Source organism: Micromonospora sp. WMMA1996 (assembly GCF_002573675.1).
Taxonomy (GTDB): domain Bacteria; phylum Actinomycetota; class Actinomycetes; order Mycobacteriales; family Micromonosporaceae; genus Micromonospora; species Micromonospora sediminicola.
Map to the genome: position 1 here is coordinate 452,501 of NZ_PDHU01000003.1, position 25,422 is coordinate 477,922.

Below are 25,422 nucleotides of genomic sequence, written 5' to 3' on the forward strand. Positions count from 1 at the left end.
CGGCGGCGGCCGTCCAGCCGAGCACCCGTCGGCCGAGTCGCAGGCTGGCTCCGGTGCGGGCGACGAGCGCGAGGCCGAAGGCGATCGAGCTGACGCGTACCGCCAGCACCGGCCACATGCCGGCGCTCTCGTCGGCCTGGCCGAGGAGGGCGAAGAAGATGCCGAAGAGCAGACCGGCGGCGAGCGCGGTGCCGATCACCCGGCCGGAGAGGCGGCCGGCGTCACCCCGCTCCCCCAGGCTGACGAGCGCGATGGCCACCACGGCGAGCCCGGCGCCGCCCAGCGCCAGGGTGCCCGGGGAGTGGGCCAGGAACAGGCCGGCGACGATCGGCACGACCGCGGCGGTGATCGCGGTGACCGGTGCCACGACCGCCATGACGCCGGTGGCCAACGCGCGGTAGAGCAGCATGACGCCGGCGGCGCCGGCCACCCCGGCGAGCAGGCCCCAGGCCAGGTCGAGCGGCGCCGGCGTGCCGGGCACGACGAGCACGAGGACGAGCAGCAGCGGCAGGCTGAGCAGCTGCGAGACGACGGTCACGGCGATCGGGTGGGCGTGCCGGGACGCCTTGCCCCCGGAGAAGTCGGCCGTGCCGAACGCGATCGCGGACACCGCGGCGAGCACAATGGGAAGCACCCGACAGTCGTACCATAATATTGACCGCGAAGGACAGTGTGATGACCGATACCGGCGGACGCGTGGGCGCGGTGACCTCCGCGGTCGCCCGGCAGGTACGCGAACTGCGGGCCGCCCGGGGCTGGTCCTTCGACGAGCTTGCCGGCCGGTCCGGCGTCAGCAAGGGCATGCTCGTGCAGATCGAGGGCGCCCGGACCAACCCGAGCATCGGCACCCTCTGCCGGGTCGCCGACGCGTTCGGCGTCAACATCGCCCGGTTGCTGGAGCCGGCGGAGGAGAAGGCGGTACGGGTCACCACGGCGGACGAGGCGCCGGTGCTGTGGCGCGGCGCGCACGGCGGCACCGCGCGACTGCTCAGCGGCCTCGGCGAACCCGATTTGGTCGAACTCTGGGACTGGCGGATGCGGCCGGGTGAGGAGTTGCGTTCCGCCGACCACGCGCACGGCACCCGCGAGGTGCTGTACGTGCTGGACGGCGCCGTCACGGTCACCGTCGACGGCGTCGACCACGAGGTGCGCGCCGGCCAGACGGTGGAGTTCCACGCCGACCGGGACCACGGCTACCGGGTGGTCGGCGACGAGCCGGTACGCCTCGTGATGGTGGTGGTCACCCCGTCGGGCGAGTGGGACCGGCGGACCCGGTCACGCGGACCGCGCCCGAGCTGACCCGGGCGCGGTCGCGACGACGGCTCAGGCCGACTTCTCCTCGCGGTCCCGCCGGCGCCGGCCGGTGAACTCGCGGGGCACGATGGTCGGGTTGACGTTCTCCAGGACGACCTCGCGGGTGATCAGCACCCGGGCGGCGTCGGGGTTGCTCGGCACCTCGTACATCACGGAGAGGAGCACCTCTTCCATGATGGCCCGCAGGCCACGGGCGCCGGTGCCGCGGAGCATGGCCTGGTCGGCGATGGCCTCCAACGCCGGCTGCTCGAACTCCAGCTCGACGCCGTCCAGCTCGAACAGGCGCTGATATTGCCGGACCAGCGCATTGCGCGGCTCGGTGAGGATCTTCACCAGGGCGCCCCGGTCGAGGCTGCGTACGTTGGTGATCACCGGGAGCCGGCCGATGAACTCGGGGATCAGCCCGAACTTCAACATGTCTTCCGGCATGACCTGGCTGAAGATGTCGTCGGTGGACCGCTCCGACACCGACCGGAGTCGGGCGCCGAAGCCGGTGCCGCCGGAGCCGGTGCGGGCCTCGATGATCTGGTCGAGGCCGGCGAACGCGCCGCCGCAGATGAACAGCACGTTCGTGGTGTCGATCTGGATGAACTCCTGGTGCGGGTGCTTCCGGCCGCCCTGCGGCGGCACGTTGGCGACCGTGCCCTCCAGCATCTTGAGCAGCGCCTGCTGCACGCCCTCGCCGGAGACGTCGCGCGTGATCGACGGGTTCTCCGACTTGCGGGCGATCTTGTCGACCTCGTCGATGTAGATGATGCCGGTCTCGGCGCGCTTGATGTCGTAGTCGGCGGCCTGGATCAGCTTGAGGAGGATGTTCTCCACGTCCTCGCCGACGTAGCCCGCCTCGGTGAGGGCGGTGGCGTCGGCGATCGCGAACGGGACGTTGAGCATCCGGGCCAGCGTCTGCGCCAGGTGGGTCTTACCGCAGCCGGTCGGACCGAGCAGCATGATGTTGGACTTGGCGAGTTCGACGCCGTCGCTGCCCGAGCCGGGCGCGCCGGCGGCCTCCGCCTGGATCCGCTTGTAGTGGTTGTAGACCGCGACGGCGAGCGCCTTCTTGGCCTGCTCCTGGCCGACGACGTAGTTGTCGAGGAACTGGCAGATCTCCATCGGCTTGGGAAGCTCTTCCCACTTCACCTCGCCGGACTCGGCCAGCTCCTCCTCGATGATCTCGTTACAGAGATCGATGCACTCGTCGCAGATGTAGACGCCGGGGCCCGCGATGAGTTTCTTGACCTGCTTCTGCGACTTGCCACAGAAGGAGCACTTCAGTAGGTCGCCGCCGTCACCGATCCGTGCCACCTACGTTCTCCCTGCACTCATCGGCCGGAGCGCCGGCCCTGACCTGCGAGCGCCCGGGGCGCTCGTCCGTCCTGTCGTTCCACCATGCTGTCGGCTCCACCCGATCCGACCCGCGGAGCGGTACAGACCCGACGTTACCCGGTGGCCGGGTTTTCTCCGACCCCCAAAACGGGTGTGTCAGAGGTCGGCCGGGAACGATGCCCCGGCCGACCTCCGACCCCGCGTCGCTCAGCCCGCGGCGTGGGACGCCAGCAGGCCCTTCTTGCGGCTGGTCAGGATGGTGTCGACCAGCCCGTACTCCTTGGACTCCTCGGCCGTCATGATCTTGTCACGGTCGATGTCCTTGCGAACCTGCTCGATCGGGCGGTTGCAGTGCCGGGACAGCATGTCCTCCAGCTGCGTCCGCATCCGCAGGATCTCCCGCGCCTGGATCTCGATGTCCGAGCCCTGGCCGTAGCCGCCCTCGGTGGCCGGCTGGTGGATGATGATCCGGGAGTTGGGCAGCGCCATCCGCTTGCCCGGGGTGCCCGCGGAGAGCAGCACCGCCGCCGCGCTGGCCGCCTGCCCGAGGCAGACGGTCTGGATGTCGGGGCGGACGTACTGCATGGTGTCGTAGATCGCCGTCATGGCGGTGAAGGAACCGCCGGGCGAGTTGATGTACATGATGATGTCGCGGTCCGGGTCGGTGCCCTCCAGCGTCAGCAGCTGGGCCATCACGTCGTTGGCCGACGCGTCGTCCACCTGGACGCCGAGGAAGATGATCCGGTCCTCGAAGAGCTTGTTGTACGGGTTGGACTCCTTCATCCCGTACGACGTGCGCTCGACGAACGACGGCAGCACGTAGCGGTTGTGCACGGCCGCGAACTGGGGCGGCAGGCTCAGGTCGGTCATCGTCAGCTCCTCGCTCAGCTCAGGGTCCCGGCGCCATCCGGAACCTGGGCGGCTCCGATGATCACCTTGTCGATGAAGCCGTAGTCCATGGCCTCCTGGGCGGTGAACCAACGGTCGCGGTCCGAGTCGGCCTCGATCTGCTCCTGGGACTGGCCGGTGTGGTGCGCGACCCGCTCCTGGAACATCCGCTTGGTGTAGAGCATCTGCTCGGCCTGGATCGCGATGTCCGACGCGGTGCCGCCGAGGCCGCCGGAGGGCTGGTGCATCATGATCCGCGCGTGCGGCAGGGCGTAGCGCTTGCCCTTGGTGCCCGCGCAGAGCAGGAGCTGGCCCATCGAGGCCGCCATGCCCATGGCCACCGTCGACACGTCGTTGTCGATGTACTGCATCGTGTCGTAGATCGCCATGCCGGAGTAGACCGAGCCACCCGGCGAGTTGATCCAGAGGAAGATGTCGCGGTCCGGGTCCTCCGCCGCGAGCAGCAGCAGCTGCGCGCAGATGCGGTTGGCCACCTGGTCGTTCACCTCGCTGCCCAGGAAGATGATCCGTTCCTTGAGCAACCGGTTGTAGACCGAGTCGTCGAGGTTGCCAATGGAGTCGCCACCGCGGGCCTCGATCGCCCGGAGCGACTTCTTGGGGATGTGCATGTCGGTCATGGCAGCCCTTCGCTCTCCGTACCGTCCTACCCGACACTAACCGCTCTGCCGGGAGGCGTACTCCCGGTCGGGGCACTGTTCGCTCTCAGCGCAGTCACCCGGTCGGCGTACCCCGGAAAGGGTTTCGGCCGCCGCCCGGCGCGCAGCGCGGGACGACGGCCGACGCCCTGACGATCAGTGCTGGTGGTCGTGCTCGGCCTCGTTCTGGGCCCGCAGCGCGTCGAGGGAGACCTCGTTGCCCGCCGCGTCCTTGATCGTGATCTTCTCCATCACCGCGGCGAGCGCCTTGCCCCGGCGGACGTCACCGAAGACGGCCGCGGCGGCGCCGGAGCGGACCAGCTGGTCGTAGTACTGCTGGGGAGCCATGCCGGCACGCTGGGCGCGGTGCACGATCTCGTGCCCGAACTCGTCGTCGGAGACCTGCACGTCCTCGGCGTCGGCCAGGGTGTCCAGCAGGAGCTGGATCTTGACGCCGTCGGTCGCCGCCTCGGTCAGCTCGGCGTCGATCTGCTCCTCGGTCTTCTCCTCGGCGGCGAGGTATTCCTCCAGGGAGGCGCCGATGCGCTCGAGCTGGTCGACCATCGCGGCCTTGCGGCTCTCGACCTCCTCCTTGACGACCCCCTCCGGCGCCGGCACCTCGGCGGCGGCGACCATCTGCTCGAGGGCCTTGTCGCGGGCGGCGTAGATCTGCTCGACCTGCTTGCCCCGGGTGACCCGCTCCCGCAGGTCGCCGCGCAGCTCCTCGATGGTGTCGAACTCGCTGGCCATCTGCGCGAAGTCGTCGTCGAGCTCGGGGAGCTCCTTCTCCTTCACCGTGCGGACGGTCACCGCCACGTCGGCGTCGCGGCCGGCGTAGTCGCCGCCGACGAGCTGGGTGGTGAAGGTGGTGCTCTCGCCGGCGGCCAGACCGACCAGCGCCTCGTCCAGACCCGGCAGCAGCTGCTTGCTGCCCACCTCGTGCGAGATGTTGCTCGCCGAGCCGCCCGGCACCTCCTCGCCGTCGACCGTGGCGTTCAGGTCGATCTGCACGAAGTCGCCCTCCTGGGCGGCCCGCTCGACGGTCTTCAGCGTGGCGAAGCGCTCGCGCAGGCTGTTGACCTGGTCGTCGATCTCGCTGTCGGCGATCTCGATCTCGTCGACGGTCACCTCGATGGTGGCCGGGTCCGGCAGCGTGATCTCCGGACGGACGTCGACCTCGGCGGTGAAGTTGAGCGAGTCACCGTCGTTGAACTCGGTGATGTCCACCTCGGGGCGGCCGAGCGTCTTGAGGTCGTGCTCGCGGACCGCGGCGAGGATGTTCTGCGGGATGGCCTCCTGGATCGCCTCGTTGAGGACGGTCCCCCGGCCCACCCGCTGGTCGATCACCGCGCTGGGAACCTTGCCCCGGCGGAAGCCGGGAACCTGGACCTGCTGGCCGATCTCCCGGTACGCCTTCTTGAGGCTCGGCTCGAGCTCGACGAACGGCACCTCGATGGCGAGCCGCACGCGCGTCGGGCTCAGAGTCTCGACGGTGCTCTTCACAGGCGTACTCCTTGACGGATCTGGGTGTTGAGTCTGGGGCGTGATTGCGCGCATCGAGTGTAGGCGAGCCGGGCTGCGGCACGGGCAGCGCCCGGGTGCCGCGCGGTAAAACCGGCGGTTCCCGGGACGATCCGGTCGCGTACGACAGTCGGGGTGGCGGGATTTGAACCCACGGCCCCTCGCTCCCAAAGCGAGTGCGCTACCAAGCTGCGCCACACCCCGTGGCGACGAAGAGTGTATGCCGTCCGGGCCCCCGAGCGGGTGACCGGGGCGCGCCGCGTCGCCCGGCGGGGCCTGCCGGCCGGTGGCCGTGCCCCGCCACCTCACCGAGGTGGCGGGATCGTCCTGCCCCGAACCCCGCCACCTCGCCGAGGTGGCGTCGATCATGGAGGTCGACGACGACGCGGTATACCGCCGCGCGTCCGGATCGGGGATTCGGTAGGCTGTCGGGCGCGCCCCGCCGCTGTGGGGTGCACGCGGGCGTAGCTCAATGGTAGAGCTTCAGTCTTCCAAACTGACTACGCGGGTTCGATTCCCGTCGCCCGCTCCACCCACGAAGGCCCAGGTAGACCGCATGATCGCGGCACCTGGGCCTTTCGCTTCTCCCCCATGCTTTGATCTTGCGTGCCAATCCGCGTGCCATTCACCGGCGGCGTCGGCCCTCCCCGCCGATGCGGCTATGGCCGCCGGCTTGATCGCGGCGAGGGCGAGGTGCCCGAGGTGCGGGCCGAGGTGAAGGGCGAACAGGTATTCGTAGAGCTGGCGGGTACGCGGGGCGGGATCTCCCCCGCCTCTGGAGGCATCGGCCGGGGCGGATCACCTCGTCGGGCACCACAAGGGCTACCGCATCACCATCAGTGCAGGAACGTGAAGACCGTTCCTGCGGCGTCCAGAGGCTGGGGCGCGCCTTCGAACCGGTGGACGCCGACCGAGAACCGCACGTCGTCCGGAGCGTGGAATGCCTCCTCCACGTAGCCGGCGTCCCGGAGCCACCCACGTACGGCTGGCGTCAGATCCGGTGCCCGTCGCGCCCTGGTCCAGATCACGCTGGCGCCCTCTGCGCACAACCGGGGCAGGGCGGCGATCGTTCGCTTCACGTCGGCGTCCGAGATGTTGCCGAAGACCCCGACCATGAGCACCAGGTCGGCCGGTACCGCACCGACGTACGAAGAGAGCTGGCCCGCGTCTGCCTGCTTGATAACGAGGTTCGAGAGCCGGGCCTGATCGGCGGCGGCTTGAGCGGCGGCCACGTTGCCCGCGTCGTACTCAAGCAGGGTCCCGTGTACCCGTTGAGCATCAGGCCTTGAGGCGAGGACACCGATCAGGTCGTGGCCCTGCCCTGCGCACGCGCTCACCACGGTCAGCCGCTCGTCGGAGCGCTGATCGAGCCACGAGGCGATGTGCTGCTGCACCAGCCGCAGTCGACGCGACAGGGGGGAACCCTCATCGGCGTAGGGTTCATGCCACGCCTGCCAGTGAGTCTGGGCGGTCATCTGGGCCACCTTGCCAGAGCAGAACTTACAGCGATGCCCCGTTACAGACCGAGACCAATTGCGGGCGTCCGGCCCGGCCTGGGCCATCCACGGCCCAGTAACCGTGGCGCGCAGCGGTCATCAGCGGTCACGAGTGGCTTCCGGCTCTGCCGCCGGCCGCAGGCGTTTCGGGCATCACGGCCGGTTGATCGCGCTCTTCCAACCTGCAGGTGCGATGCCTAGCCGGCGATGCACCATGGATCATCAGCACATGGGCGTCCAGGCATCTCTATGGCAGGCGGGGAGGCAGCTGATCGGGCTGCCCGACCCCGCTGGCGGGACGTTTGACGCGGCAGGCGACTTCGACCGGGTGCTAGGGAGGGAAGAGTCCAGCTTCCCCTTGCTTAGTCGTGTCGATCCCTACGGCGACGTGCAGTTCATGCCGTTCGACATGCCGCAGCTTCTCTCCGAGATTGAGAGGCTGTTGCCCTCCGCGCGGCAGGAGCCGGAGCGCCGTGGCCTGGAGAGGCTGCGGATCTTGGCTGAGGTGTGCGCCACGATGACGGATGCCTCGATCGCGTTCGTAGGGGACTGACAACGCGACGGGCAGGACTCGGCGTGCCATTAGCGTGCCATTGGGCGAGGACAACAGGGCCAGCCGAGGCCACGAGAGACTGCCGAGACCAGGCCGCCGAGCCGGTGGCCTGCCGGAGATCGACAATTCCCAGGCTGACGCTTGGCTTCACTCCGTGAGCCATGCGTACTCGGGTGCCGGGTAGACGGCGAGGGTGCCGTCGGAGATCTGCCACGTCTCAGCCCCACCCTCCTCGCCCGTCACGACGAATAGGCCCGTGGGCCGGTCGCCATCCTCATCGGGGGGCAGCGCGGCGAGTTGGTCGATCTGCGAGCGCAGCCAGGGCAGTTCGTACTCTCGCAGGTCCCCGCCATAGAAGAGGTACAGCGACCAGTTGAAGGGCTTTGTCGGGAAGGCCCACCCGCCCGAGTAGAGGTCGTGTCTGTCTCGTTGGATGACTTCTTCTGCGGCGGCCCGCTGCTCGTGCTGCAACTCCACCCATAGCGTACGGACGCGTACTTGCCCATGTGCGCAGGCTATCGAAGGTCGTCGGGGCACCAGATGGCCGTAAGCGTGGTCCCTCTCAGTCCTCATCCAGTCCTCAAGAGGTCGAGCCCCGGCCAAGGACACTGAGAGATGCCGGAAGGGGTTTCTGCAGGCCAGGCGGGGTTGGGGCAGGTAGACCGCGGTGGGCAACTTGATCTCGTAATGCGAAGGTCACCGCACCCGCAAGTCGAGGGCGCTTCCGGACCGCAGGAAAGTCTCCGTGAGCCTCCACGATCGTTCGTAGACGGCTGCCTCCAAGGCGATCGTTTCGGCGCCGTCCAGGTCTAGCTCGACGGGCGAGCTGGACTGCCAGTTCAAGTGCAGCCGCACCACGTGTCGTCCCGGCGATACCTCGAAGCTCTGGCTAGTCCCACGCTCCAGTCGTGCCGCGACCTGCCCGTCAATCGGCTGGCCGATCGTGCGTGCCGCTCACCGCCGACGGCGGCCCTGCCCGGAAGGGTTCCGGCTCGGTCGCAGCCAGGGCGAGGTGCCCGAGCTGCGGACCGACGCGCCGGGAGATCAGGTGCCCGGGGAGCGAGACCGTCAGTCGAGGGCCGAGCGGGCTGCGGCGAGGAACGCATCGCGCAGGTCGTCGAGCGCGGGGTAGAGGGCCTCCAGATCGGGCACGCCGTCCCAGACCGCCCGATTGATCCGCTGGAAGTAGACGCGCGCGGAGCTGTGCACGTCGGGCGGGAAGAGCACCTGGAGCATGCTGCCGGCGACCCAGAGCTGTTTCATCGCCTCCTGGGCGGCACGGGGCCAGGAATCACCGGGAGCCCAGTCGGCGGGGCGTTCGAAGGCGAGGCGCTCCGCATCGGCAGCCACGGCGACGAACCGTTCCAGACAGGTGAGCCGTTCGGCCCGTCGGGCGTCGGCCCGGGCGACGTCCTGCCTGCGCTGCTCGGTGCGCGCGCTCATGCGTTGCGTGCTGGACTGCACGAGCCAGGAGAAGCCGCCGCCGAGCACGACCCCGCTGAGCGAGATGATCGCCGTAACGAACTGGCCGTCCACTGTGCTCACAGTAGCCGCTTGGACCCGACACGCCGATCGCCACCGCGCCCGGTGATCCCGGTCATCCGGTGCCGCGTCTCGGCGACGGCCGGTGGTGGGTCGAGTAGCCGCGCGCCCGGCCCGACGGGAGCGTCGGGCCGGGCGCGCCGCACGAGCTAGGCGACGAAGCGGGAGCGGCGCCGACGCCCGATCAGGTAGCCGACGGCCCCGAGGAGCAGGAGCGCACCGCCGACCCCGGCCACGGCCGCGGTGTTCACACCGGTCACCGGCAGCCCACCGCCCTCGCCGCCGGGAGCGGCGGGGCTGTCGGAGGGAACCGCCGTCGGCGCGACGGTCGACGTGGCGCTCGGCGTCGACGTGGGCGTGGCGGTCGGCGTCGACGTGGCGGTCGGCGTCGCGGTGGGCTGGGACGCGCAGTCGAGCGCCCGCGCCTCGTACACGCCCTCGTTCAGGTAGGCCAGGTAGACGTCGATGCCGGGGGCGTCGAGCACCTTCTGGGCGGCCGCCTTCACGTTGGCGCCGGCGTCCACCAACGTCCGGGCCACCGAGATCCGCAGATCGGTCGCCCACGCCTTCTGCATGTCCGTCTTGAGGAAGGCGCGCAGGTCCTCCGCGGTGCCGTCCAGTCGCTGCTGGATGGCGCGCGGCAGCACGGGCAGCGACTCCGCGTTCGCTTCGGCCAGGAGCTGGTTCGCCAACAGGCGTACCTGGGTGTTGGTGGCGGTGTCCAGGTCGATGGTGACGAACTCGCGCAGGTCCTTGAACACCTTGCGCTCCACCGTCTGGCAGGCCGCGTCCAGCCCCGGCGTCGCGGCTCGCGCCGTCGCCGGTGACGCCGGAATCAGAAAGGCCAGCGCCATGACGACGCCGACCGACAACTTCCATCGCATATGGACTTGTCCTCCCCGTGACGACACAAAACAGAGGGATACTACCGTCGATGGGCGGGAGGCGAGGGACGTCGGCACCCACCCGCCCGGACGGCGGGCACGCCGGTCCGGCCGACCGACGCGAGCGGATCAGATGCGCCGGGGGCGGATCCGGTGGCCGGCCAGGCGCCCGCCCTCGGCCAGCAGCGCGTCCACCGCGGCGAGCGCGGCCTGCCAGGCGGCGTCGGCGCCCGGGTCCTGGCGTCGGGTCAGCCGCTCCACGGCTGCCAGGTGGTGCCGGACCTGCTCCAGGTGCGCGTCGAGGGCCGAGGACCGGCTCCAGCGCAGGTAGCGGGGTGTGACGTAGAGCCGCACGTAGGCGGCGTCCCGGTAGCGCGGGTTGCGCAGCGAGCGCCGGCGAAGGTAGGCCAGCTCGCCGAGCGCCAGCGCGTCGGCAAGCGGCAGTTCCTGGCCGGCCATGCCGGCATCCTGCCCGGTGTGCCGGCCCAGGGCGAACGGGATTCCGCACTGGTGAACGGGACCACCGCCACGGAGGCTTGCCTCGTGACGAGCGCGGACGGACCTAGTAGTGGTCCTCGATCGGCCGGCGCGCCTCGTCGAACAGCGCCGGCCCCTCGTAGCGCACCGGGGGCGGCGCCGGAGTGGCCGGCTTCACCGCGGCGAACTGCTCGCTGGACAACGCGTACACCACCCGGCCGAGGCCGGACACGCCGATCGCGGTCGCGCACATCGGGCAGGGCTGGCAACTGGTGTACATGGTGGTGCCGGCGGCCACGTCGGGGGCCAGTTCCCGGGCGGCCCAGCGGGCCAGCTTGAGTTCCGGATGGGCGGTGACGTCCGAGTCGGAGACCACGGTGTTGTGGTCCTCGATCAGGACGCTGCCGTCCGGACCGACCAGCAACGAGGCGAACGGCCGTTCCCCGGACGCCCCGGCCCGGTCGGCGAGGGCCACGGCGTGGCGCAGGAACGCTTCGTCGTCCGGTGTCATCGGGCCTCCTCGGGGCCGTCGTGCGTCGCCACGGCGGCGGACGCCTCCAGTCGGCGGCGGATCCGTTCCCTGTCCTCCCCGGGCAGCGCGTCGGCGACCAGCAGCCGGGGCAGCAACTCCGGCTCCAGCGTCGTCGCCCGGAACACGACGGCCGCGGTCACGTCGTGGTCGGGGCGGTGCACGACCTCGACCCGGTCGCCGGCCCGCACGCTGCCCGGAGTGACCACCCGCAGGTACGCCCCCGGCCGCGCCGCCTCGGTGAACCGCCTGATCCACCCGCGCTCGCCCAGCCACCCCTGGAACGTGCCGCACGGGATGCGCGGGCAGGAGACCTCCAGCACCAGGTCCGCGCCGACCCGCCACCGTTCCCCGATCAGCGCGCCGTCGACGTCGACGCCGGAGGTGGTCAGGTTCTCTCCGAAGGCCCCGTTCGGCAGCGCCCGGCCCAGCTCGGCCTCCCAGCGGTCCAGGGCCTCCCGGGCGTACGCGTAGACCGCCTGGTCGGGGCCACCGTGGTGGGCCACGTCGTAGACCCGGTCGCCCGCCAGCCCGACCTGGCCGGTGCCCTTGGGGCCGGGCGCGGTGACCGGGACGGGACCGTCGACGGGCCGCTTGTCGATGCCGGTGGCCCCGATTCCCTTCCACGGGTTGGGTCGCGGCCGGCCGACGTTGACCGAGAGCACCTTCATGGCGGCGACGGTAGGCGCTGGGGGCCGACCCGGCCACCCCATTCCCGCACCGGGGCGGGAAGCGCGGCGGCGCGGGCTGCGTACGATGCGGGGCCGGACATCGGCTCGTCGGGTGGAGGTAGCGACGGATGTCAGGCCAGCAGGACGGTTTCGCGCTCGCCGTGGACCTCGGCACCTCGAACACCGTGGCGGTGCTGCGCCGGCCCGACGGGCGTACCCGGCCGTTGCTGGTGGACGGCCACCCGATCCTGCCGTCCGGTGTGTACGCCGACGCCGACGGTCACCTGCACGTCGGCCGGGACGCGCAGCGCCTGGCCCAGGCCGACCCGGCCGGCTACGAGCCGAACCCGAAGCGGCGGGTCGACGAGGAGACGGTCGAGCTGCGTGGGCGCGCGTACCGGCCGGCGGAGCTGCTGGCCGCGACGCTGCGGGCGGTCGCGGACGCGGCGGTGGCCGCGGTCGGCCTGTTGCCCCCGGCGGTGGTGACCCATCCGGCGGCCTGGGCGGCGCCCCGGCGACAGGTGCTGCACGACGCGCTGGAGCTGGCCGGGTGGCCGGCGGCGGCCGAGCACACCCTCGCCGGGCCGATCGCGCCCGGCACCCGCCTGCTGCGCGAGCCGGTGGCCGCGGCCCGCTACTACACCCAGGTGCTGCGCCGGCCGGTGCCGGTGGGCGGCGTGGTGGCGGTCTTCGACTTCGGCGGGGGCACGCTCGACGTCGCCGTGCTGCGCAACGAGGGCGCCGACCCGTGGGGTGACTCCGGCTTCGTGCTCGTCGCCACCGGCGGGATCGCCGACCTGGGCGGGCTGGACCTCGACGCGGCCCTGCTGGGCCGGCTCGGTGAGCTGGTTCGGCCGGCCCATCCCGAGCGGTGGGCCCGGTTGACCGACCCGACGACGACCGCCGAGCGACGGGACCGCCAGCAGCTCTGGGACAACGTGCGCGGCGCCAAGGAGATGCTCTCCCGGGCCGTGGTCGCGCCGGTCGCCGTACCGGGGGTGGAGGAGGCCGTTCCGCTGACCCGGGAGGACTTCGAGCGGCTCGCCGCGCCGCTGCTCGCCCGCGCGGTCGCCGAGACCCGGCACGTGACCGCCGTCGCCGGCCTGCGCCCGGACCAGCTCTCCGGTCTCTTCCTGGTCGGCGGCTCGACCCGGGTGCCGCTGGTGGCCCGGCTGCTGCACGCCGAGCTGGGGATCGCGCCGACCGTGCTGGAGCAGCCGGAACTGCCGGTCGCCGAGGGCGCGCTGACCGACCTGCCGCTGCCCCGCGCGGCCCGGCGTCCCGGGGCGCCGGTGGCGCCACCGCAGCCCGGAGCGCCGGCGCCGGGCGGGCACGAGGCGACCACCGTCCCCGCGGCCCGCGCCGGGGAGGGCCCCGCGTCGGTGCGCGGACCGCACGGCACCGTCCCCGAGGCGACGGCCCCGGCGCCCGCCGGCCCGCACGGCACGCTGGTCGCCGACGCATCCGAGCAGAACCCGGTGGGGTACGCCGCCACGGCCCGTCCGGCGCCCCCGCCGGGCAGCGCGCCGTCGCACGCCGGCGCGTTCGTGCCGGGGTACGCGTCGGCGTACGCCGCCCCTGCGACACCCGAACAGGCGCGGCCGGCCGATGGCGGCTGGCCGAGCGCGGCGCCGGTTGCCGGCGTACCCGGATCGCCCCTCCCGCCGACCCCGGACGCCGCACCGCCGGGCGGCGGGGGTCGGGGACGCGGCCGGCGGGGCCGGTGGATCGCGCTGGGCGCCGGTGTGGTGGTGGTCGGCCTGGCGGCCGCGACGCTGCTCTGGGTGTTCCGGGACCGGCACCCGGCGCTGGACTTCCAGGCGCCGGTGCTGGTCGGGACGGCGGCCGTCGGCGACGAACGGCCGGGTGAGATGTTCACCGCGACAGTGGCCGACCGCGCCTACCTGGCCTGGTCGCGGCCGGACGACCGCCTCACCGTGCGGGCGGTCGACACCGCCACCGGGAAGAAGATCTGGGAGCAGCAGACCGGGGTGGGCGCGGACCGGTGGGCCGGGATCCGCGCGCTGCCCGACGGCGTCGCCGTCCTCGCCGAGGCGTCCGGTTCCGCCACGCCCCGCCCGCTGCTGGTGCTCGACGGCGGGAACGGCGACCAGCGGTGGAAGATCGACATCCGGGGCGACGACGAGATCTTCCTCGGCGCCGACCGGGTGGTGTGGCTGGACCGGACCGGCAACCGGCTGGTCGGGCTGCGGCTGGACGACGGCCGGCAGCGCTGGGTGCAGGACAACCCGCGCAGCGAGTACGGCGACGCCCGGACCGTGGTGGTCCCGGTCGGGACCGCCGAGGCGCTCGACGGGGCCGGATATCCGGACGGCTCGCCGCGCGCGCCGTGGGCGGGGAAGGCCGACCGGCTGGTGCAGGTCGGCGCCGACCGGTCGGTGCGGGTGCTCGCCATGGGCAGCGGCGAGATCCTGAAGAGCCGGGGCAACGTGGCCGACCTCGACGACCCGGTGACCGCCCGCGACGACCGGCTGTACGTGGCGGAGACCGACCGGGGCCTGCGCCTGGTCTCCTACGACCTGGGCAGCCTGGGCGTGCCCGACGTGCTGTACGCCTCGGAGCCGGGCAGCCGGGCGAAGGACCTGGTCACCTGCGGGGAACACCGCGCCTGCCTGCTGGAGGTGCCGGAGGCCGGCGCGGACGGCACCCGGGTGGTCGCGGTGACCGAGGGCGAGGACAGCCGGCAGTGGCCCGCCCCCCAGGCGGAACGGCTGGTCCCGCTCGGCGAGCACCTGCTGGCCGAGCGGGGCACGCCGCGCGACGCGGTGACCCTGTTCGGGCCGGACGGCGCCGCTCCGGTCCTGCGCGACCGCGACGGCGTGGCGGTCCGGCTGGACGCCGGCAACCTGCTGCTGTTCAGCGAGGCGCCGAGCGGCTACGAGGACGACCGCAGCCTCGCCGGGCTGGCGGTGGCCGGGAAGCCGTTCGAGATGGGGCTGGTCAAGCAGGTCCGCAGCGAGTCCTGCTCGTGGAACACCGACACGCTCGTGTGCGGCGCGGACAAGGAGTTCCGGCTGTACCGGTTCGCCGGGTGAGGGCGTCCGGACGGCGGACCGAAAGTGAGCTTGACAGCGGTCGATGCCTCGGCTGGTGTGGACGGCAGTGACATCGACGTCCGTCAGGAGGCCCCGTGTTCGTCCGACGACGGTGGACCGCGCTCGCCGCCACCAGCATCCTGATCACCGCCGCCCTGTCCCATCCGGATCCCGGCGTGGCCGCGCCGGCCGCACCCACGATCACCCTCGCCCCCACCGAGACCGCGCTGGTCCGGGTGCGCCTGGCCGACCAGGGGCAGCTCGACCGCCTGGTGGCCGGCGGCGCCGACCTGGCCAACCGGCCGCGCTCGCGGGACGGCCGGCCGGTCGCCGACCTCGTCCTCAGCGGCCGGCAGCTCGCCGACCTCACCCGGCAGGGCGCGAGCGCGGTGCAGGTCGTGCAACGCGCCGACGACGGCGCCCGGCGACTCGCCGAGAGCGTCCGGGCCGCCGAGGCCCGCACCCGTGGCGGCCTGCGCGCCGCCGACGGGGTGGACACCCTGCAGTTCCTCCAGGCCTACTGGTGGACCACCGGAGGGAGGACCTTCCTCCAGGCCCAGGTGGCCACCACGGCCACCGACGACCCGGACGTGGAGATCACGGTGAACTGGCGGACGGCCGACGGCGCCGCCGGCTCCTTCCCGCTCTACCGGTTCGAGGACTCGGGCGAGTACCAGTACCACTACGCGCTCCCCCAGCCGGTGCCCGCCCGGCCGGTGCAGCTCACCGCCACCTCCAGCCTGGGCGGGACGAGCCGGCCGGTCACGCCCGCGCTCTGGCCGAACGCCGCACCCCCACCGCAGCCGGCCGGCTACCAGAAGGACTTCATCGACGCCTACCTCACGCCCGTCGACATCAAGGCGCGGATCGCCCGGCTGGGTCGCCAGTACCGCGACCTGGTCGACGTGATCGACCTGCCGAACCGCACCCAGGGCTACCGGCGCACCGCCGCCGCCTACCTGGGTGATCCGGCCGCCGCCGCGGTGGTGGTGGAGTCGGTCCGCTTCGGCGACCAGGGCATGAACGGTGTCCAGGTGCGCACCGTCGACCCGGGTCGGGCGAACCGGCCGCTGACCGTCCGGTACCGCGACCGGGTGCTCACGGTCTCCCTGGCCACCGACGTCGCCGGCAAGGTGACCAGCAGCACCGACGACGTCGCGGCCGCGATCAACGCCCGGCAGGGGGCGCGGTTCCGGGCCACCGTGGAGGACGGCTCCGCCGGACTGCCGATGCCGGTGGCCGGGCCGGTACGCCTCGACGACGGATTGCAGGGCACCGAGGTGCCGGCCCGTCCGTGGACCGTGCAGGCGCTGCGCATCGGCAGGCACCGGGACGGCTCCCGGGTCGGGGTGCTCGCCTACTCGCAGGAACACGCCCGGGAGTGGGCGACGCCGCTGGTCACGCTGGAGTTCGCCGAGCGGCTGCTGGCCAACGCCCGCACCGACGCGGCGACCCGGCAGCTGCTGGAGCAGGTGGACGTGTTCGTGATCCCGACCGTCAACCCGGACGGCGCGAACTACTCGTTCCACGACTACAACTTCCAGCGCAAGAACCTGGTCAACCACTGCGCCGGCACGGCACGGGACCCGAAGTACCGCACCAGCTGGGGCGTGGACGTCAACCGCAACTACACCGTCGGGTCCCTGTTCGACGGGTACGTGGGCGCGAGCGCCAACTGCCTGTCCGGGAACTACGCGGGCACCGCCGAGCTGTCCGAGGCGGAGAGCCGCAACGTGATCGACCTGGCCAAGGCCCACCCGAACATCAGGTTCGCGATGAACGTGCACTCCTACGGCGGCTACTTCATGTGGCCGCCCGGGGCGTACAAGGCGGACGGGCGGGTCACGCTGCCGCGCCCGTCGATCGACGAGTCGACCCTGTTCCTGGCCAGCGCCCGGCGGATCGTCGGGGCCATCGCGGCCGAGCGGGGCACGGTCACCTGGCCGTCGCAGACCGGCCCGGTCGCCGACGTGCTCTACTCGGCGGCCGGCAACTCGGCCGACCAGCTCTACTACGAGCTGGGCATCTTCGCCTGGGACTTCGAGGTGGGCAACGACCGCTGGAACGAGGCCACCGGGCAGTGGGAGGGCGTCGGCTTCCAGCCGCCCTTCGACGAGGCGCACGGCGAGTCGCAGGAGTATGCCGGCGGCCTGGTGGAGCTGGTCCGGGTGGCCCGCGACTACGCGGCCCGCAACCCGGTCCGGCGCTGATCCGACGGTCCCCGGCCGGTGCGTCCGGCCGGGGACCCCGGCGTCAGTCCGTGGCCCCGAGGTCCCGGAAGACGGCCAGCGCGCCCGGGTCGTCGATGGTCGGGGGCACCGGCTCGTCCCGCCCCTCGACCAGGCCACGCATGGTGCGACGGAGGATCTTGCCGGACCGGGTCTTCGGCAGGGCCGGCACCACGGCCACCCGGCGGAACGCCGCCACCGGGCCGATCCGCTGCCGGACCAGGGCGACCAGCTCACCGGCGAGCGCCTCCGGGTCCACCTCGGCGCCGGCCTTGAGCACCACGTACCCGCTGGGCACCTGGCCCTTGAGCGCGTCGGCCACCCCGATCACCGCGCACTCGGCCACCGCCGGGTGGGCCGCCAGCACCTCCTCCATCGCCCCGGTGGAGAGCCGGTGCCCGGCCACGTTGATCACGTCGTCGGTGCGGCCCATCACGTAGAGGTAGCCGTCGTCGTCGAACCGGCCGCCGTCTCCGGTCAGGTAGTGACCGGGGAAGGCGGCGAGGTAGGAGCGGACGAACCGCTCGTCGTCGCCCCACAGCGTGGGCAGGCAGCCGGGCGGCAGGGGCAGCCGGATCACGATCGAGCCGTCCACGCCGGCCGGCACCTCCCGGCCCGCGCCGTCGACCACCCGCACGTCGTAGCCGGGGACCGGCACGGACGGTGAGCCGGCCTTGATCGGCAGCGGCTCCAGGCCGCGCGGGTTGGCCGCCACCGGCCAGCCGGTCTCCGTCTGCCACCAGTTGTCCACCACCGGTACGCCCAGCCGCTCGCCCGCCCAGGCCCAGGTGTCCGGGTCCAGGCGTTCACCGGCCAGGAAGAGGGTGCGCAGCGCGCCCAGGTCGTACCGGGAGAGGTGCGCGCCGTCCGGGTCCTGCCGGCGGATCGCCCGGATCGCGGTGGGCGCGGTGAACAGCGCGGCCACCCGGTGCTCGGCGGCGACCCGCCAGAACGCCCCGGCGTCCGGGGTGCCGACCGGCTTGCCCTCGTAGAGCACGGTGGTCGCGCCGGTGAGCAGCGGCGCGTAGACGATGTAGGAGTGGCCGACCACCCAGCCCACGTCGGAGGCGGCCCAGAACACGTCGCCCGGCTCGATCCCGTAGACGTTGCGCATCGACCAGCGCAGCGCCACCGCGTGCCCGCCGTTGTCCCGCACGACGCCCTTCGGGCGGCCGGTGGTGCCGGAGGTGTAGAGGATGTAGAGCGGGTCGGTGGCGGCGACCGGCACGCACTCCGCCGGCTCGGCGTCCGCCATCGCCTCGTCCCAGGTGAGGTCGCGGCCGGCGACCAGCGGCGCCGGCTCCTGCGGGCGCTGCACCACCACGCAGTGTCGTGGCGCGTGGTCGGCCTCGTCGAGCGCGGCGGCGAGGATCGGGTGGTACGGCACCACCCGGTCGACCTCGATGCCGCACGAGGTGGCCACCACCACCGTCGGCCGGGCGTCGTCGATCCGCACGGCCAGCTCGTGCGCGGCGAAGCCGCCGAAGACCACCGAGTGCACCGCGCCGATCCGGGCGCAGGCCAGCATGGCGATCACCGCCTCCGGCACCATGGCCAGGTAGAGCAGCACCCGGTCACCGGGCCGGACGCCGAGCCGGCGCAGCGCCCCGGCGAACCGGGCGGTCTCGGCGAGCAGCTCGGCGTACGTGAGGGTGCGGACCGTGCCGGTGACCGGGCTGTCGTGGATCAGCGCCGGCTGGTCGCCCCGCCCGGCGGCGACGTGCCGGTCGAGCGCGTTGTGGCAGGTGTTGAGCCGCCCGTCCGGGAACCACCGGTACAGCGGCGCGGCCGAGTCGTCGAGGATCCGCTCCGGGGGCGTGAACCAGTCGATGTCCCCGGCCGCGTCCCGCCAGAAGCCGGTCGGGTCGGCGATGCTCCGCTCGTACGCTGATCGATACGCGCCCATGCCGCCATGCTGACCCGGGTCGGGCCGGGGCACGACGTCCGACCGGGGCCGGTGCGCCGGAAGCACGTCCCGGCTCGGTGAGCGGCCCCGAGCCGCCGACGGGCGGTCGGCGTCGGCACGCCTGGCTCATCCCGACGGGCGACGGATGAACCGGGCGACGCCGGGTAATGCCAACGCCGTCCTGGTGGAGTGACGACCGGCGTCGCGGCGTACCGCGACCCCGCGGGCGGACGGTGACACACCGTCCGCCCGCGTGCCGCCGGATTCTTTTTGATCAAGAGGGTTCCGTCGACTAGCGTGCGCCCACGTGAAATCGATGCGCATTTTCCCTGTCGTGCTGGCCTGTGTCGCGGTCACGGCGCTGAGCGCCTGCGGCGGCGAGGACAGCTCCACCCGGGCCGACTCCGCCGCCACCTCCGCCGCGCCGACGCCCGCCTCGTCGACCCCCTCCGCCGCCCCGACCTCGGCGGCCGCGGCGGCCACCGTCGGCGAGAAGGACCTCTGCACCTCCGCCAAGAAGATCAACGACGAGATGAAGGCGAAGCTCGTCGCGGTCATGCAGTCCAGCGGCGACACGAACGCCGAGCTCGCGAAGATCCTCAAGGAGCTGGGCGGAAAGGTCAGCGCACTGGTCGCGACCGCCGGCGACGGCCCGGCGGCCACCGCCCTGCGGCAGTTCAGCGTGGAGGTCACCAAGGCCGCGGCGGCCCCCGACCCGGTCACCGCCGCCGACAACCCGACCATGGCCAAGGCCGGCGAGGACTTCAACGCCGCCTGCAAGGCGGTCGGCGTCACCACCGTCTTCTGAGCGGCGCCGGGGACGTGCGGGCGGCAGCCCGCCCGCGCGTCCTGCGGTGATCAGTTGCCGGTGACCCAGTTCCAGGCGGAGACCACCCACTCGGTCTGCTGGAGGTAGGCCACCCCGACGCCCACCAGGAACAGCGCGGTGATCAGGTGGGCGCCGCGGGCGCTGCGGCGTACCCGGCCGAGCTGCCGCTCCAGGATCAACCGGCCGATCAGCCGGGCCAGCGCGAACAGGCCGACCGCGGTGAGCAGGCTGAGGACGAACGTGAGCAGCGGGGCGATCAGGTTGCCCCGACCGGAGATCGCCCAGATGCCCCAGCAGACGAACGCGAACAGGGCGCCGGCGGCGCTCCACTCACCGCCCCGGCGGGCCTGAGTGAGGTGCCAGCTCATCGACCGGCGCGGCGCCGGCTCGCCGGACCAGTCGGCGTGCTCGACGGTGGGGAACTGCTCGGTGCGGGGCGTACGCGGTCGGCCGACCGCCGCCACCCCGCGCCGGAACGCGTCCCGCTGCTCGGGCACCGACTGGGGCGGCACCTCCACGGTGCGCTCCGCCCACGGCTGTGTCTGGTCCGCCATCTTCCGTCCTCCCCCTCGACCGACGTCGGCCACGGTTCCGAGGGTAGCCACCCGGCAAATAGGGTGCCGACCCCCACGGTGATGGGGTACACACGGGCGATGACCGACGCGGTGGTGCCCCGGGCCGACGACTTCGACGAGATCGCCGCGCTGCTCGCGCTGGCCTTCCACAGCGACCTCAACCCCGAGCTCCAGACGGTCGAGCGCCCGATCTTCGAGCCGGAACGCTCGCTCCTGGTCCGCGACGCCGGCACGGCGGTGGCGCACGCCGCCGCGTTCAGCCGCGACCTGACCGTACCGGGCGCGACCGTGCCGGCGGCACACGTGACCATGGTCGCGGTCGCCCCCACGCACCGCCGGCGCGGTCTGCTCAGCGGGCTCATGCGCCGACAGCTGCGAGAGGTCCGCGACGCCCGGCACGAGCCGGTCGCGGTGCTCTGGGCCAGCGAGGGACGGATCTACCCCCGGTTCGGCTACGGCTCGGCCGCGCAACGGCTGATCCTGAGCGCCGACACCACGGGGCTGCGACTGCCCGCCCCGACGGCCGCCGAGGGCACGCTGCGCCTGGACCGCCCGGCCGCGCACCGCGACGAGCTGGCCCGACTGTACGAGCGGGCGCGCGCCGACCGCCCCGGCTGGTCCCGGCGCGACGAGCGCTGGTGGGCGTACGTGCTGGCGGACGTGACGAGCCGGCGGCAGGGCGCGACCGAGCGGCGGGTGCTGCGGCACGACGGGCCGGAGGGGATCGACGGGTACGCGCTCTACCGGACGAAGGAGGAGTGGGTCGGCGAGGTCCCCCGCGGCGAGGTACGGGTCGACGAGGTGGTCGCGGTCACCCCGGAGGCGTACCTGGCGCTGTGGCGGCTGCTCCTCTCGGTCGACCTGACCCGTCGGTTGTCGTTCCCGATCGCGGCCGTCGACGAGCCGCTGCTGCGCCTGGTCGACGAGCCGCGTCAGCTCGCCCCGCAACTCGTCGACGGGCTCTGGGTGCGGGTGGTGGACGTGCCGGCCGCGCTCGCCGCCCGCCGCTACGCCACCGACATCGACGTGGTGATCGAGGTCACCGACGAGCTGCTGCCGGAGAACACCGGCCGGTGGCGGCTCGTCGGCGGGCCGGGCGGGGCGGAGTGCGCCGCCACCACCGCACCGGCGGGGCTGGCCTGCGACGTGCGCGCGCTCGGCGAGCTGTACCTGGGCGGCACCACCCCGGCCGCGCTGGCCGGCACCGGCCGCGTCCGCGAACTGGTCCCGCACACCCTCCGTACCGTCTCGCCGGCCTTCACCTGGCACCGCGCCCCGACCCCGATGGAGAACTTCTGACGGGTCCCGGGGCGGTACGGTCGGGGAATGGGTGAGGCGGAGCGACGGCGACGGCGACTGCGGCATCAGGCCGAGGCGGTCGACACCGGCGCGGCGGGCGCGCACCCGACCCGCGAGGCGGGCACCGACCCGTCCGGGGCCGCGAGCGCGGCCGTGGAGACGAGCGCGAGCACGTCGGGGGTGCACGACGACGTCGCGCCCCGCCCACCGCACGGCCCCCGGCGGGCCGAGCACGGGCCCTCCGACGGCGGCTCGCGGTCGCCGCGCGGCATCCGACGTGCTGAGCCGGAGTCGGAACCACGGGGCCGGCGCGCCGGCCCCGCCGCCGACGAGGGCGAGCGCGGGCTGCGCGGTCTGGTCGGTTCGGGGTCGTCGCAGGTGAGCGTGACCGCGGCGATGCGGGCCCGGGACGCCGCCCGGCCCACCGACGACGACCTCGCCGAGGCCGAGGAACGGATGGTGCTGGTCCGCCGCAACTGGGTGCCCCGCGAGGAGCTGCCGCGCGGCGGACGCTGACGGCCGCACCCGGGCGGGTGCGGCCGGACGCGGATCAGGCGGGCAGCTCGGGCAGCCGGCGGCTCTGCTCGTAGTCGGCCACCTGGGCGATCCGCCGGCTGTGCCGGGGGTTGCCGGAGAACGGCGTGGTCAGGAACGCCTCGACCAGGGCGGTGGCCTCGTCCAGCGTGTGCTGCCGGGCGCCGATCGCGACGATGTTGGCGTCGTTGTGCTCCCGCGACAGCTGGGCGGTGTCCACGTTCCAGGCGAGCGCCGCCCGGACGCCGGCCACCTTGTTCGCGGCGATCTGCTCACCGTTGCCCGAGCCCCCGATCACCACGCCCAGGCTGCCCGGGTCGCCGACCACCCGGTCACCGGTGTGCAGGCAGAACGCCGGGTAGTCGTCGTCCGGGTCGAAGGCGTGCGGACCGACGTCCACCACCTCGTAGCCCTGCTTGGCCAGGTGGTTGGCCAGGTGCACCTTCAACTCGAAGCCGGCGTGGTCGGATCCCAGGTAGACGCGCATACCGCGCAGTCTGACAGGCCCGCCCCTCCGTCGGCGCGCGGGCGGCGACCCGGAGGCGGATTCGTCACACGCCGGTCAGCGGGGCAGCTCGGCCACCACCAGGCCGGCCCGCGCCTTCGGGGTGAACCAGGTGCTCTTGCGCGGCATCTTCTCCCGGGCCAGGTTCACCGCGACGAAGTCGTCCACGGTCACCGGCGCCACCAGCACGGCCAGCTCGGCACGGCCGGCGTCGACCTCGCCGGTCAGCCAGCTCGCCGGGTAGTCGCCGCCCACGTACGTGATCCGCTTGTCGCCCGGGTCGAGACCGAGCGCGTCGCGCAGCAGCAGCCGCTCGACCAGCGCGTGGTCGAGGTTCTCCAACCGGCCGGTGCCGACGTGCGGCAGCGTCACCGCGTACCCCCGGCCGGCGAGGTGCAGGTGCACGGCGCCGCCGGTGGCCGGGACGCCGAGGGGGCCCTCCGCCGGGGTGACCTCCGCGCCGGCGGCGCGGAGCCGGTCGAGCAGCTCGTCCGGGGTGGTGGTCAGCTCGCTGACCAGCCGGTTGTAGGGCTGGATGGCGACCGACGCGGGCGTGGTGACCACCGCCAGGAAGCGCGGGAAACCGCCGGTCTGCGCGGCCAGGCTGCGGTGGTTGCCGTCCGCCACCACCAGCTCGCCGCCGCCGGCCAGGGCGGTCAGCTCGTCCTGCGTCCGGCCGGGGCCGACCAGCCAGATGGCGTGGGTGCGGCCGGACTGGTCGACGTCGGTCGCGGCGGGCGCGCCGGCCGTCTCGGTCGCCGCCGCGAGCGCGGCGTGCAGCTCGTCGCCCCGCCCGGTCTGGAGCAGGAGTACGGGTGAGAGCAGGTGACCGAGCGCCTCGGCCAGCGCGACGCGCTCGCGCACCTTGGCGATGAACACGTCCTCGTTGCGGATCACCAGACCCGGCTCGTCGGCTCGGGTGGAGATCTGGTCGGTGTCGACCATCGCCCACAGCCCGTACGCGCTCTCCTCGCCGGGCGCGCTGATCCGGTAGAGCACCACGACCTGCTCGGCCGGGGTGTAGCTGCCGTCCGCCTTGGCCTCGCCGAGGCGGGACACCGCGTCCGGCAGCGCGTCGAGGAAGGACTTCCCCAGGCTGCCCGGCGCCCGGTGGGGCATCTCGATGCCCAGGGCACTGTGCGGGTTCGCCTCGACGATGGCGGTGATCTCCGCGTCGTCGGCGAACTCGTCGTAGTTCTGCGCGCCGGTGCCGCCAGTGGTGATCCAGGCCCGGGCGATCGGATGCACGACCGTCATGCCCGCTGACGCTACCCGGGCCCGCTCCGCCGCCGCCGCCGGACTCGCTCCCTTCCACCAGGTGAAAGGAAGGGCCCCTTATTAACGCCTGCGGTAGAGGAAGGGCCCCTTGTTAACAGCGGTCCGGGTTCAGGCGGTGGGGTTGCGGTGCCGGCCGGGCGTCGCGGGACGGCGGGTCGACGCAGCCGGACGGGAGCCGGCGTTGAGGCGTACCGTCGTCGCCCCCGCGGTGGCCGGGAGGCCGGCGGCGCCGGAGCGGGCCGGGGCGCGGCCGGGCCGGTCGGTCTCGGGCGGGGTCATCCGCGAGGTGGCCACCACCCGGGCCACGCCGACCACGATCGGCGGGGCCAGCAGGTCGGCCAGGTCGGCCGGGCCGGCCGGCCAGTCGCCCTCGGCCACGGACCAGTACGTCGCACCGGAGTCCTCGGTCGCCGGCTGCGGCGCGTCGTCGGACATGCGGCGGTGCTTAGCCATGGGAATGCCTCCAGGAGCTGCCGTGGTGCGGCCTCGTTCGGGCCGTCGGCTGGGACACCCGGTGAAACGAGCCCCGCGCCGACCCGGTGACGGGCGGCGCGGGGCTCGGCGCGCTGCGGCGCGGGTTGTTAAGAAGGGGCCCCGCCTCTACCGGAGGCGTTAAGAGGGGGCCCTTCCTTACCCCTCAGTCGAAGATGGGGCCCTGGGTGCGGGTGCGCTTGAGCTCGTAGAAGCCCGGCGTCGCGGAGACCAGCAGCACGCCGTCCCAGAGGCGGCCGGCCGCCTCCCCCTTCGGCGCCGGCGTGATCACCGGACCGAAGAACGCCACCTGCCGGCCGTCCGGCCCCGGGGCGTGGACCACCGGGGTGCCCACCTCGGTGCCGACCGGCCGCATGCCCGCCTCGTGGCTGGCCCGCAGCGCGTCGTCGTACTGCGTCGACTCGGCCGCGTCGGCGAGCGCCGGGTCCAGGCCGACATCGGTGAGCGCGCCGACCAGCATGTCCCGACCCAGCTCCTCCTTGCCGAGGTGGATCCGGGTGCCCATGGCGGTGTAGAGCTTCGCCAGCGCCTCGGCCCCGTGGGCCTGCTCGACGGCGATGCACACCCGCACCGGACCCCAGCCCTTGCGCATCAGGTCCTGGTACTCCTCGGGCAGGTCCCGGCCCTCGTTGAGCACGGCCAGGCTCATCACGTGGAACCGGATGTCCACGTCCCGGACCTGCTCGACCTCCAGCAGCCAGCGGGAGGTGATCCACGCCCACGGGCACAGCGGGTCGAACCACATGTCCGCGGTGACACGTTCGGTCACGGTGTCATCCCTTCACGACTTTCCCCGCGCCGGGAGCCCGGCGCCTTCGCCTACGATCCTCACCCCGCGCCGCATCGACCGGTACCGGAATGAGAGC

Annotated in this window: 25 protein-coding genes and 2 tRNA genes (1 of these 27 running past the window's edge); 8 read left to right on the forward strand and 19 right to left on the reverse strand. The window is 73.0% G+C overall.

Features of this window, described 5'->3' with window-relative positions; translation table 11 throughout:
* Positions 1-634: the 5' portion of an EamA family transporter gene (locus COO58_RS21750; protein ID WP_098746978.1), read on the reverse strand. It extends 200 nt beyond the left edge of the window; only the first 634 of its 834 coding nucleotides appear in the window; it begins with the start codon at positions 632-634; its stop codon lies beyond the left edge, outside the window.
* A 41-nt stretch (positions 635-675) separates the two neighbouring features.
* On the opposite strand from COO58_RS21750, the gene COO58_RS21755 reads away from it, so the two are divergent.
* Entirely contained in the window at positions 676-1,299 is a 624-nt protein-coding gene (locus COO58_RS21755) for a helix-turn-helix domain-containing protein (protein ID WP_091571836.1), read from the forward strand.
* 24 nt (positions 1,300-1,323) lie between these two features.
* Here the strand turns inward: COO58_RS21755 and clpX are convergent, their stop codons facing one another.
* From clpX to COO58_RS21780, 5 genes are all read right to left on the reverse strand, one after another.
* Positions 1,324-2,616, reverse strand: a complete 1,293-nt coding sequence (clpX, locus tag COO58_RS21760; protein ID WP_089158259.1) for an ATP-dependent Clp protease ATP-binding subunit ClpX — start codon at positions 2,614-2,616, stop codon at positions 1,324-1,326.
* 228 nt (positions 2,617-2,844) lie between these two features.
* A complete protein-coding gene (locus COO58_RS21765) occupies positions 2,845-3,507 on the reverse strand; it encodes an ATP-dependent Clp protease proteolytic subunit (RefSeq protein ID WP_013288034.1) in 663 nt (220 codons plus the stop codon).
* Between the two features lie 14 nt (positions 3,508-3,521).
* Complete coding sequence (locus COO58_RS21770; protein ID WP_091571833.1) at positions 3,522-4,163, reverse strand: ATP-dependent Clp protease proteolytic subunit; 642 nt, start codon at positions 4,161-4,163, stop codon at positions 3,522-3,524.
* Positions 4,164-4,337: 174 nt separating this feature from the next.
* Positions 4,338-5,684, reverse strand: coding sequence for a trigger factor (gene tig / locus COO58_RS21775; RefSeq protein ID WP_157779179.1), 1,347 nt, complete (start codon positions 5,682-5,684; stop codon positions 4,338-4,340).
* 148 nt (positions 5,685-5,832) lie between these two features.
* A tRNA-Pro gene (locus COO58_RS21780) sits at positions 5,833-5,906 on the reverse strand.
* Positions 5,907-6,160: 254 nt separating this feature from the next.
* Here COO58_RS21780 and COO58_RS21785 point away from each other — a divergent pair.
* Positions 6,161-6,234 (forward strand) — tRNA-Gly (locus COO58_RS21785).
* A gap of 304 nt (positions 6,235-6,538) precedes the next feature.
* Here the strand turns inward: COO58_RS21785 and COO58_RS21790 are convergent.
* The gene (locus tag COO58_RS21790) at positions 6,539-7,177 is read right to left on the reverse strand and encodes an SAM-dependent methyltransferase (protein ID WP_098747362.1); all 639 of its coding nucleotides are present in this window, start codon (positions 7,175-7,177) and stop codon (positions 6,539-6,541) included.
* A 235-nt stretch (positions 7,178-7,412) separates the two neighbouring features.
* On the opposite strand from COO58_RS21790, the gene COO58_RS21795 reads away from it, so the two are divergent.
* Positions 7,413-7,751, forward strand: coding sequence for a hypothetical protein (locus COO58_RS21795; RefSeq protein ID WP_091571822.1), 339 nt, complete (start codon positions 7,413-7,415; stop codon positions 7,749-7,751).
* 147 nt (positions 7,752-7,898) lie between these two features.
* Here the strand turns inward: COO58_RS21795 and COO58_RS21800 are convergent, their stop codons facing one another.
* The 6 genes from COO58_RS21800 to COO58_RS21825 all read right to left on the reverse strand — a co-directional run bounded on the left by COO58_RS21800 (position 7,899) and on the right by COO58_RS21825 (position 11,854).
* Positions 7,899-8,228 carry a hypothetical protein gene (locus tag COO58_RS21800; RefSeq protein ID WP_098746980.1) on the reverse strand — a complete coding sequence of 110 codons (330 nt, stop codon included), beginning with the start codon at positions 8,226-8,228 and terminating at the stop codon, positions 7,899-7,901.
* A 591-nt stretch (positions 8,229-8,819) separates the two neighbouring features.
* A complete protein-coding gene (locus tag COO58_RS21805) occupies positions 8,820-9,287 on the reverse strand; it encodes a hypothetical protein (protein ID WP_218012411.1) in 468 nt (155 codons plus the stop codon).
* Between the two features lie 155 nt (positions 9,288-9,442).
* Positions 9,443-10,177: an LPXTG cell wall anchor domain-containing protein gene (locus tag COO58_RS21810; RefSeq protein WP_098746984.1), complete on the reverse strand. Its 735-nt coding sequence runs from the start codon at positions 10,175-10,177 to the stop codon at positions 9,443-9,445.
* A 129-nt stretch (positions 10,178-10,306) separates the two neighbouring features.
* Entirely contained in the window at positions 10,307-10,636 is a 330-nt protein-coding gene (locus COO58_RS21815; RefSeq protein ID WP_098746985.1) for a hypothetical protein, read from the reverse strand.
* Positions 10,637-10,739: 103 nt separating this feature from the next.
* Positions 10,740-11,165, reverse strand: a complete 426-nt coding sequence (locus tag COO58_RS21820; protein WP_091571819.1) for a nucleoside deaminase — start codon at positions 11,163-11,165, stop codon at positions 10,740-10,742.
* Positions 11,162-11,854 carry an MOSC domain-containing protein gene (locus COO58_RS21825; RefSeq protein WP_091571816.1) on the reverse strand — a complete coding sequence of 231 codons (693 nt, stop codon included), beginning with the start codon at positions 11,852-11,854 and terminating at the stop codon, positions 11,162-11,164. Before COO58_RS21825 ends, COO58_RS21820 begins: the two co-directional genes overlap by 4 nt.
* Positions 11,855-11,982: 128 nt before the next feature.
* Between COO58_RS21825 and COO58_RS21830 the strand changes: the two genes are divergently transcribed.
* Positions 11,983-14,910 (forward strand): Hsp70 family protein, encoded by a 2,928-nt coding sequence (locus tag COO58_RS21830; RefSeq protein WP_098746987.1) that lies wholly within the window; start codon positions 11,983-11,985, stop codon positions 14,908-14,910.
* A 95-nt stretch (positions 14,911-15,005) separates the two neighbouring features.
* Complete coding sequence (locus COO58_RS21835) at positions 15,006-17,120, forward strand: M14 family zinc carboxypeptidase (RefSeq protein WP_098746989.1); 2,115 nt, start codon at positions 15,006-15,008, stop codon at positions 17,118-17,120.
* Between the two features lie 43 nt (positions 17,121-17,163).
* Here the strand turns inward: COO58_RS21835 and COO58_RS21840 are convergent, their stop codons facing one another.
* Positions 17,164-19,044, reverse strand: coding sequence for a propionyl-CoA synthetase (locus COO58_RS21840; RefSeq protein ID WP_098746991.1), 1,881 nt, complete (start codon positions 19,042-19,044; stop codon positions 17,164-17,166).
* Between the two features lie 316 nt (positions 19,045-19,360).
* On the opposite strand from COO58_RS21840, the gene COO58_RS30335 reads away from it, so the two are divergent.
* The gene (locus COO58_RS30335; RefSeq protein ID WP_176558928.1) at positions 19,361-19,852 is read left to right on the forward strand and encodes a hypothetical protein; all 492 of its coding nucleotides are present in this window, start codon (positions 19,361-19,363) and stop codon (positions 19,850-19,852) included.
* Between the two features lie 50 nt (positions 19,853-19,902).
* Here COO58_RS30335 and COO58_RS21850 read toward each other — a convergent pair whose 3' ends face one another.
* Entirely contained in the window at positions 19,903-20,427 is a 525-nt protein-coding gene (locus COO58_RS21850; RefSeq protein WP_098746993.1) for a hypothetical protein, read from the reverse strand.
* Between the two features lie 99 nt (positions 20,428-20,526).
* Here COO58_RS21850 and COO58_RS21855 point away from each other — a divergent pair, with 99 nt between their 5' ends.
* Positions 20,527-21,747 carry a GNAT family N-acetyltransferase gene (locus COO58_RS21855; protein ID WP_176558929.1) on the forward strand — a complete coding sequence of 407 codons (1,221 nt, stop codon included), beginning with the start codon at positions 20,527-20,529 and terminating at the stop codon, positions 21,745-21,747.
* Positions 21,748-21,774: 27 nt separating this feature from the next.
* Positions 21,775-22,263, forward strand: a complete 489-nt coding sequence (locus tag COO58_RS21860; protein WP_098746997.1) for a hypothetical protein — start codon at positions 21,775-21,777, stop codon at positions 22,261-22,263.
* Between the two features lie 34 nt (positions 22,264-22,297).
* Here the strand turns inward: COO58_RS21860 and COO58_RS21865 are convergent, their stop codons facing one another.
* The 4 genes from COO58_RS21865 to COO58_RS21880 form a co-directional block, all read right to left on the reverse strand.
* A complete protein-coding gene (locus COO58_RS21865; RefSeq protein WP_091571788.1) occupies positions 22,298-22,768 on the reverse strand; it encodes a ribose-5-phosphate isomerase in 471 nt (156 codons plus the stop codon).
* A gap of 75 nt (positions 22,769-22,843) precedes the next feature.
* Complete coding sequence (locus COO58_RS21870) at positions 22,844-24,043, reverse strand: DUF1015 family protein (protein ID WP_098746999.1); 1,200 nt, start codon at positions 24,041-24,043, stop codon at positions 22,844-22,846.
* Positions 24,044-24,172: 129 nt separating this feature from the next.
* On the reverse strand, positions 24,173-24,499 hold the full coding sequence (locus COO58_RS21875) for a hypothetical protein (RefSeq protein WP_245666152.1): 327 nt from the start codon (positions 24,497-24,499) through the stop codon (positions 24,173-24,175).
* 202 nt (positions 24,500-24,701) lie between these two features.
* A complete protein-coding gene (locus COO58_RS21880; protein ID WP_091571778.1) occupies positions 24,702-25,325 on the reverse strand; it encodes a disulfide bond formation protein DsbA in 624 nt (207 codons plus the stop codon).
* Between the last annotated feature and the right edge of the window lie 97 nt (positions 25,326-25,422).

What these genes read in the sequence shown, in the direction of transcription:
- COO58_RS21755 (WP_091571836.1), top strand. Translation starts at nt 676, where the DNA reads ATGACCGATACCGGCGGACGCGTGGGCGCGGTGACCTCCGCGGTCGCC.
- COO58_RS21765 (WP_013288034.1), bottom strand. Translation starts at nt 3,507, where the DNA reads ATGACCGACCTGAGCCTGCCGCCCCAGTTCGCGGCCGTGCACAACCGC.
- COO58_RS21770 (WP_091571833.1), bottom strand. Translation starts at nt 4,163, where the DNA reads ATGACCGACATGCACATCCCCAAGAAGTCGCTCCGGGCGATCGAGGCC.
- COO58_RS21790 (WP_098747362.1), bottom strand. Translation starts at nt 7,177, where the DNA reads ATGACCGCCCAGACTCACTGGCAGGCGTGGCATGAACCCTACGCCGAT.
- COO58_RS21795 (WP_091571822.1), top strand. Translation starts at nt 7,413, where the DNA reads ATGGATCATCAGCACATGGGCGTCCAGGCATCTCTATGGCAGGCGGGG.
- COO58_RS21810 (WP_098746984.1), bottom strand. Translation starts at nt 10,177, where the DNA reads ATGCGATGGAAGTTGTCGGTCGGCGTCGTCATGGCGCTGGCCTTTCTG.
- COO58_RS21815 (WP_098746985.1), bottom strand. Translation starts at nt 10,636, where the DNA reads ATGGCCGGCCAGGAACTGCCGCTTGCCGACGCGCTGGCGCTCGGCGAG.
- COO58_RS21820 (WP_091571819.1), bottom strand. Translation starts at nt 11,165, where the DNA reads ATGACACCGGACGACGAAGCGTTCCTGCGCCACGCCGTGGCCCTCGCC.
- COO58_RS21825 (WP_091571816.1), bottom strand. Translation starts at nt 11,854, where the DNA reads ATGAAGGTGCTCTCGGTCAACGTCGGCCGGCCGCGACCCAACCCGTGG.
- COO58_RS21830 (WP_098746987.1), top strand. Translation starts at nt 11,983, where the DNA reads ATGTCAGGCCAGCAGGACGGTTTCGCGCTCGCCGTGGACCTCGGCACC.
- COO58_RS21840 (WP_098746991.1), bottom strand. Translation starts at nt 19,044, where the DNA reads ATGGGCGCGTATCGATCAGCGTACGAGCGGAGCATCGCCGACCCGACC.
- COO58_RS30335 (WP_176558928.1), top strand. Translation starts at nt 19,361, where the DNA reads ATGCGCATTTTCCCTGTCGTGCTGGCCTGTGTCGCGGTCACGGCGCTG.
- COO58_RS21850 (WP_098746993.1), bottom strand. Translation starts at nt 20,427, where the DNA reads ATGGCGGACCAGACACAGCCGTGGGCGGAGCGCACCGTGGAGGTGCCG.
- COO58_RS21855 (WP_176558929.1), top strand. Translation starts at nt 20,527, where the DNA reads ATGACCGACGCGGTGGTGCCCCGGGCCGACGACTTCGACGAGATCGCC.
- COO58_RS21860 (WP_098746997.1), top strand. Translation starts at nt 21,775, where the DNA reads ATGGGTGAGGCGGAGCGACGGCGACGGCGACTGCGGCATCAGGCCGAG.
- COO58_RS21865 (WP_091571788.1), bottom strand. Translation starts at nt 22,768, where the DNA reads ATGCGCGTCTACCTGGGATCCGACCACGCCGGCTTCGAGTTGAAGGTG.
- COO58_RS21870 (WP_098746999.1), bottom strand. Translation starts at nt 24,043, where the DNA reads ATGACGGTCGTGCATCCGATCGCCCGGGCCTGGATCACCACTGGCGGC.
- COO58_RS21875 (WP_245666152.1), bottom strand. Translation starts at nt 24,499, where the DNA reads ATGTCCGACGACGCGCCGCAGCCGGCGACCGAGGACTCCGGTGCGACG.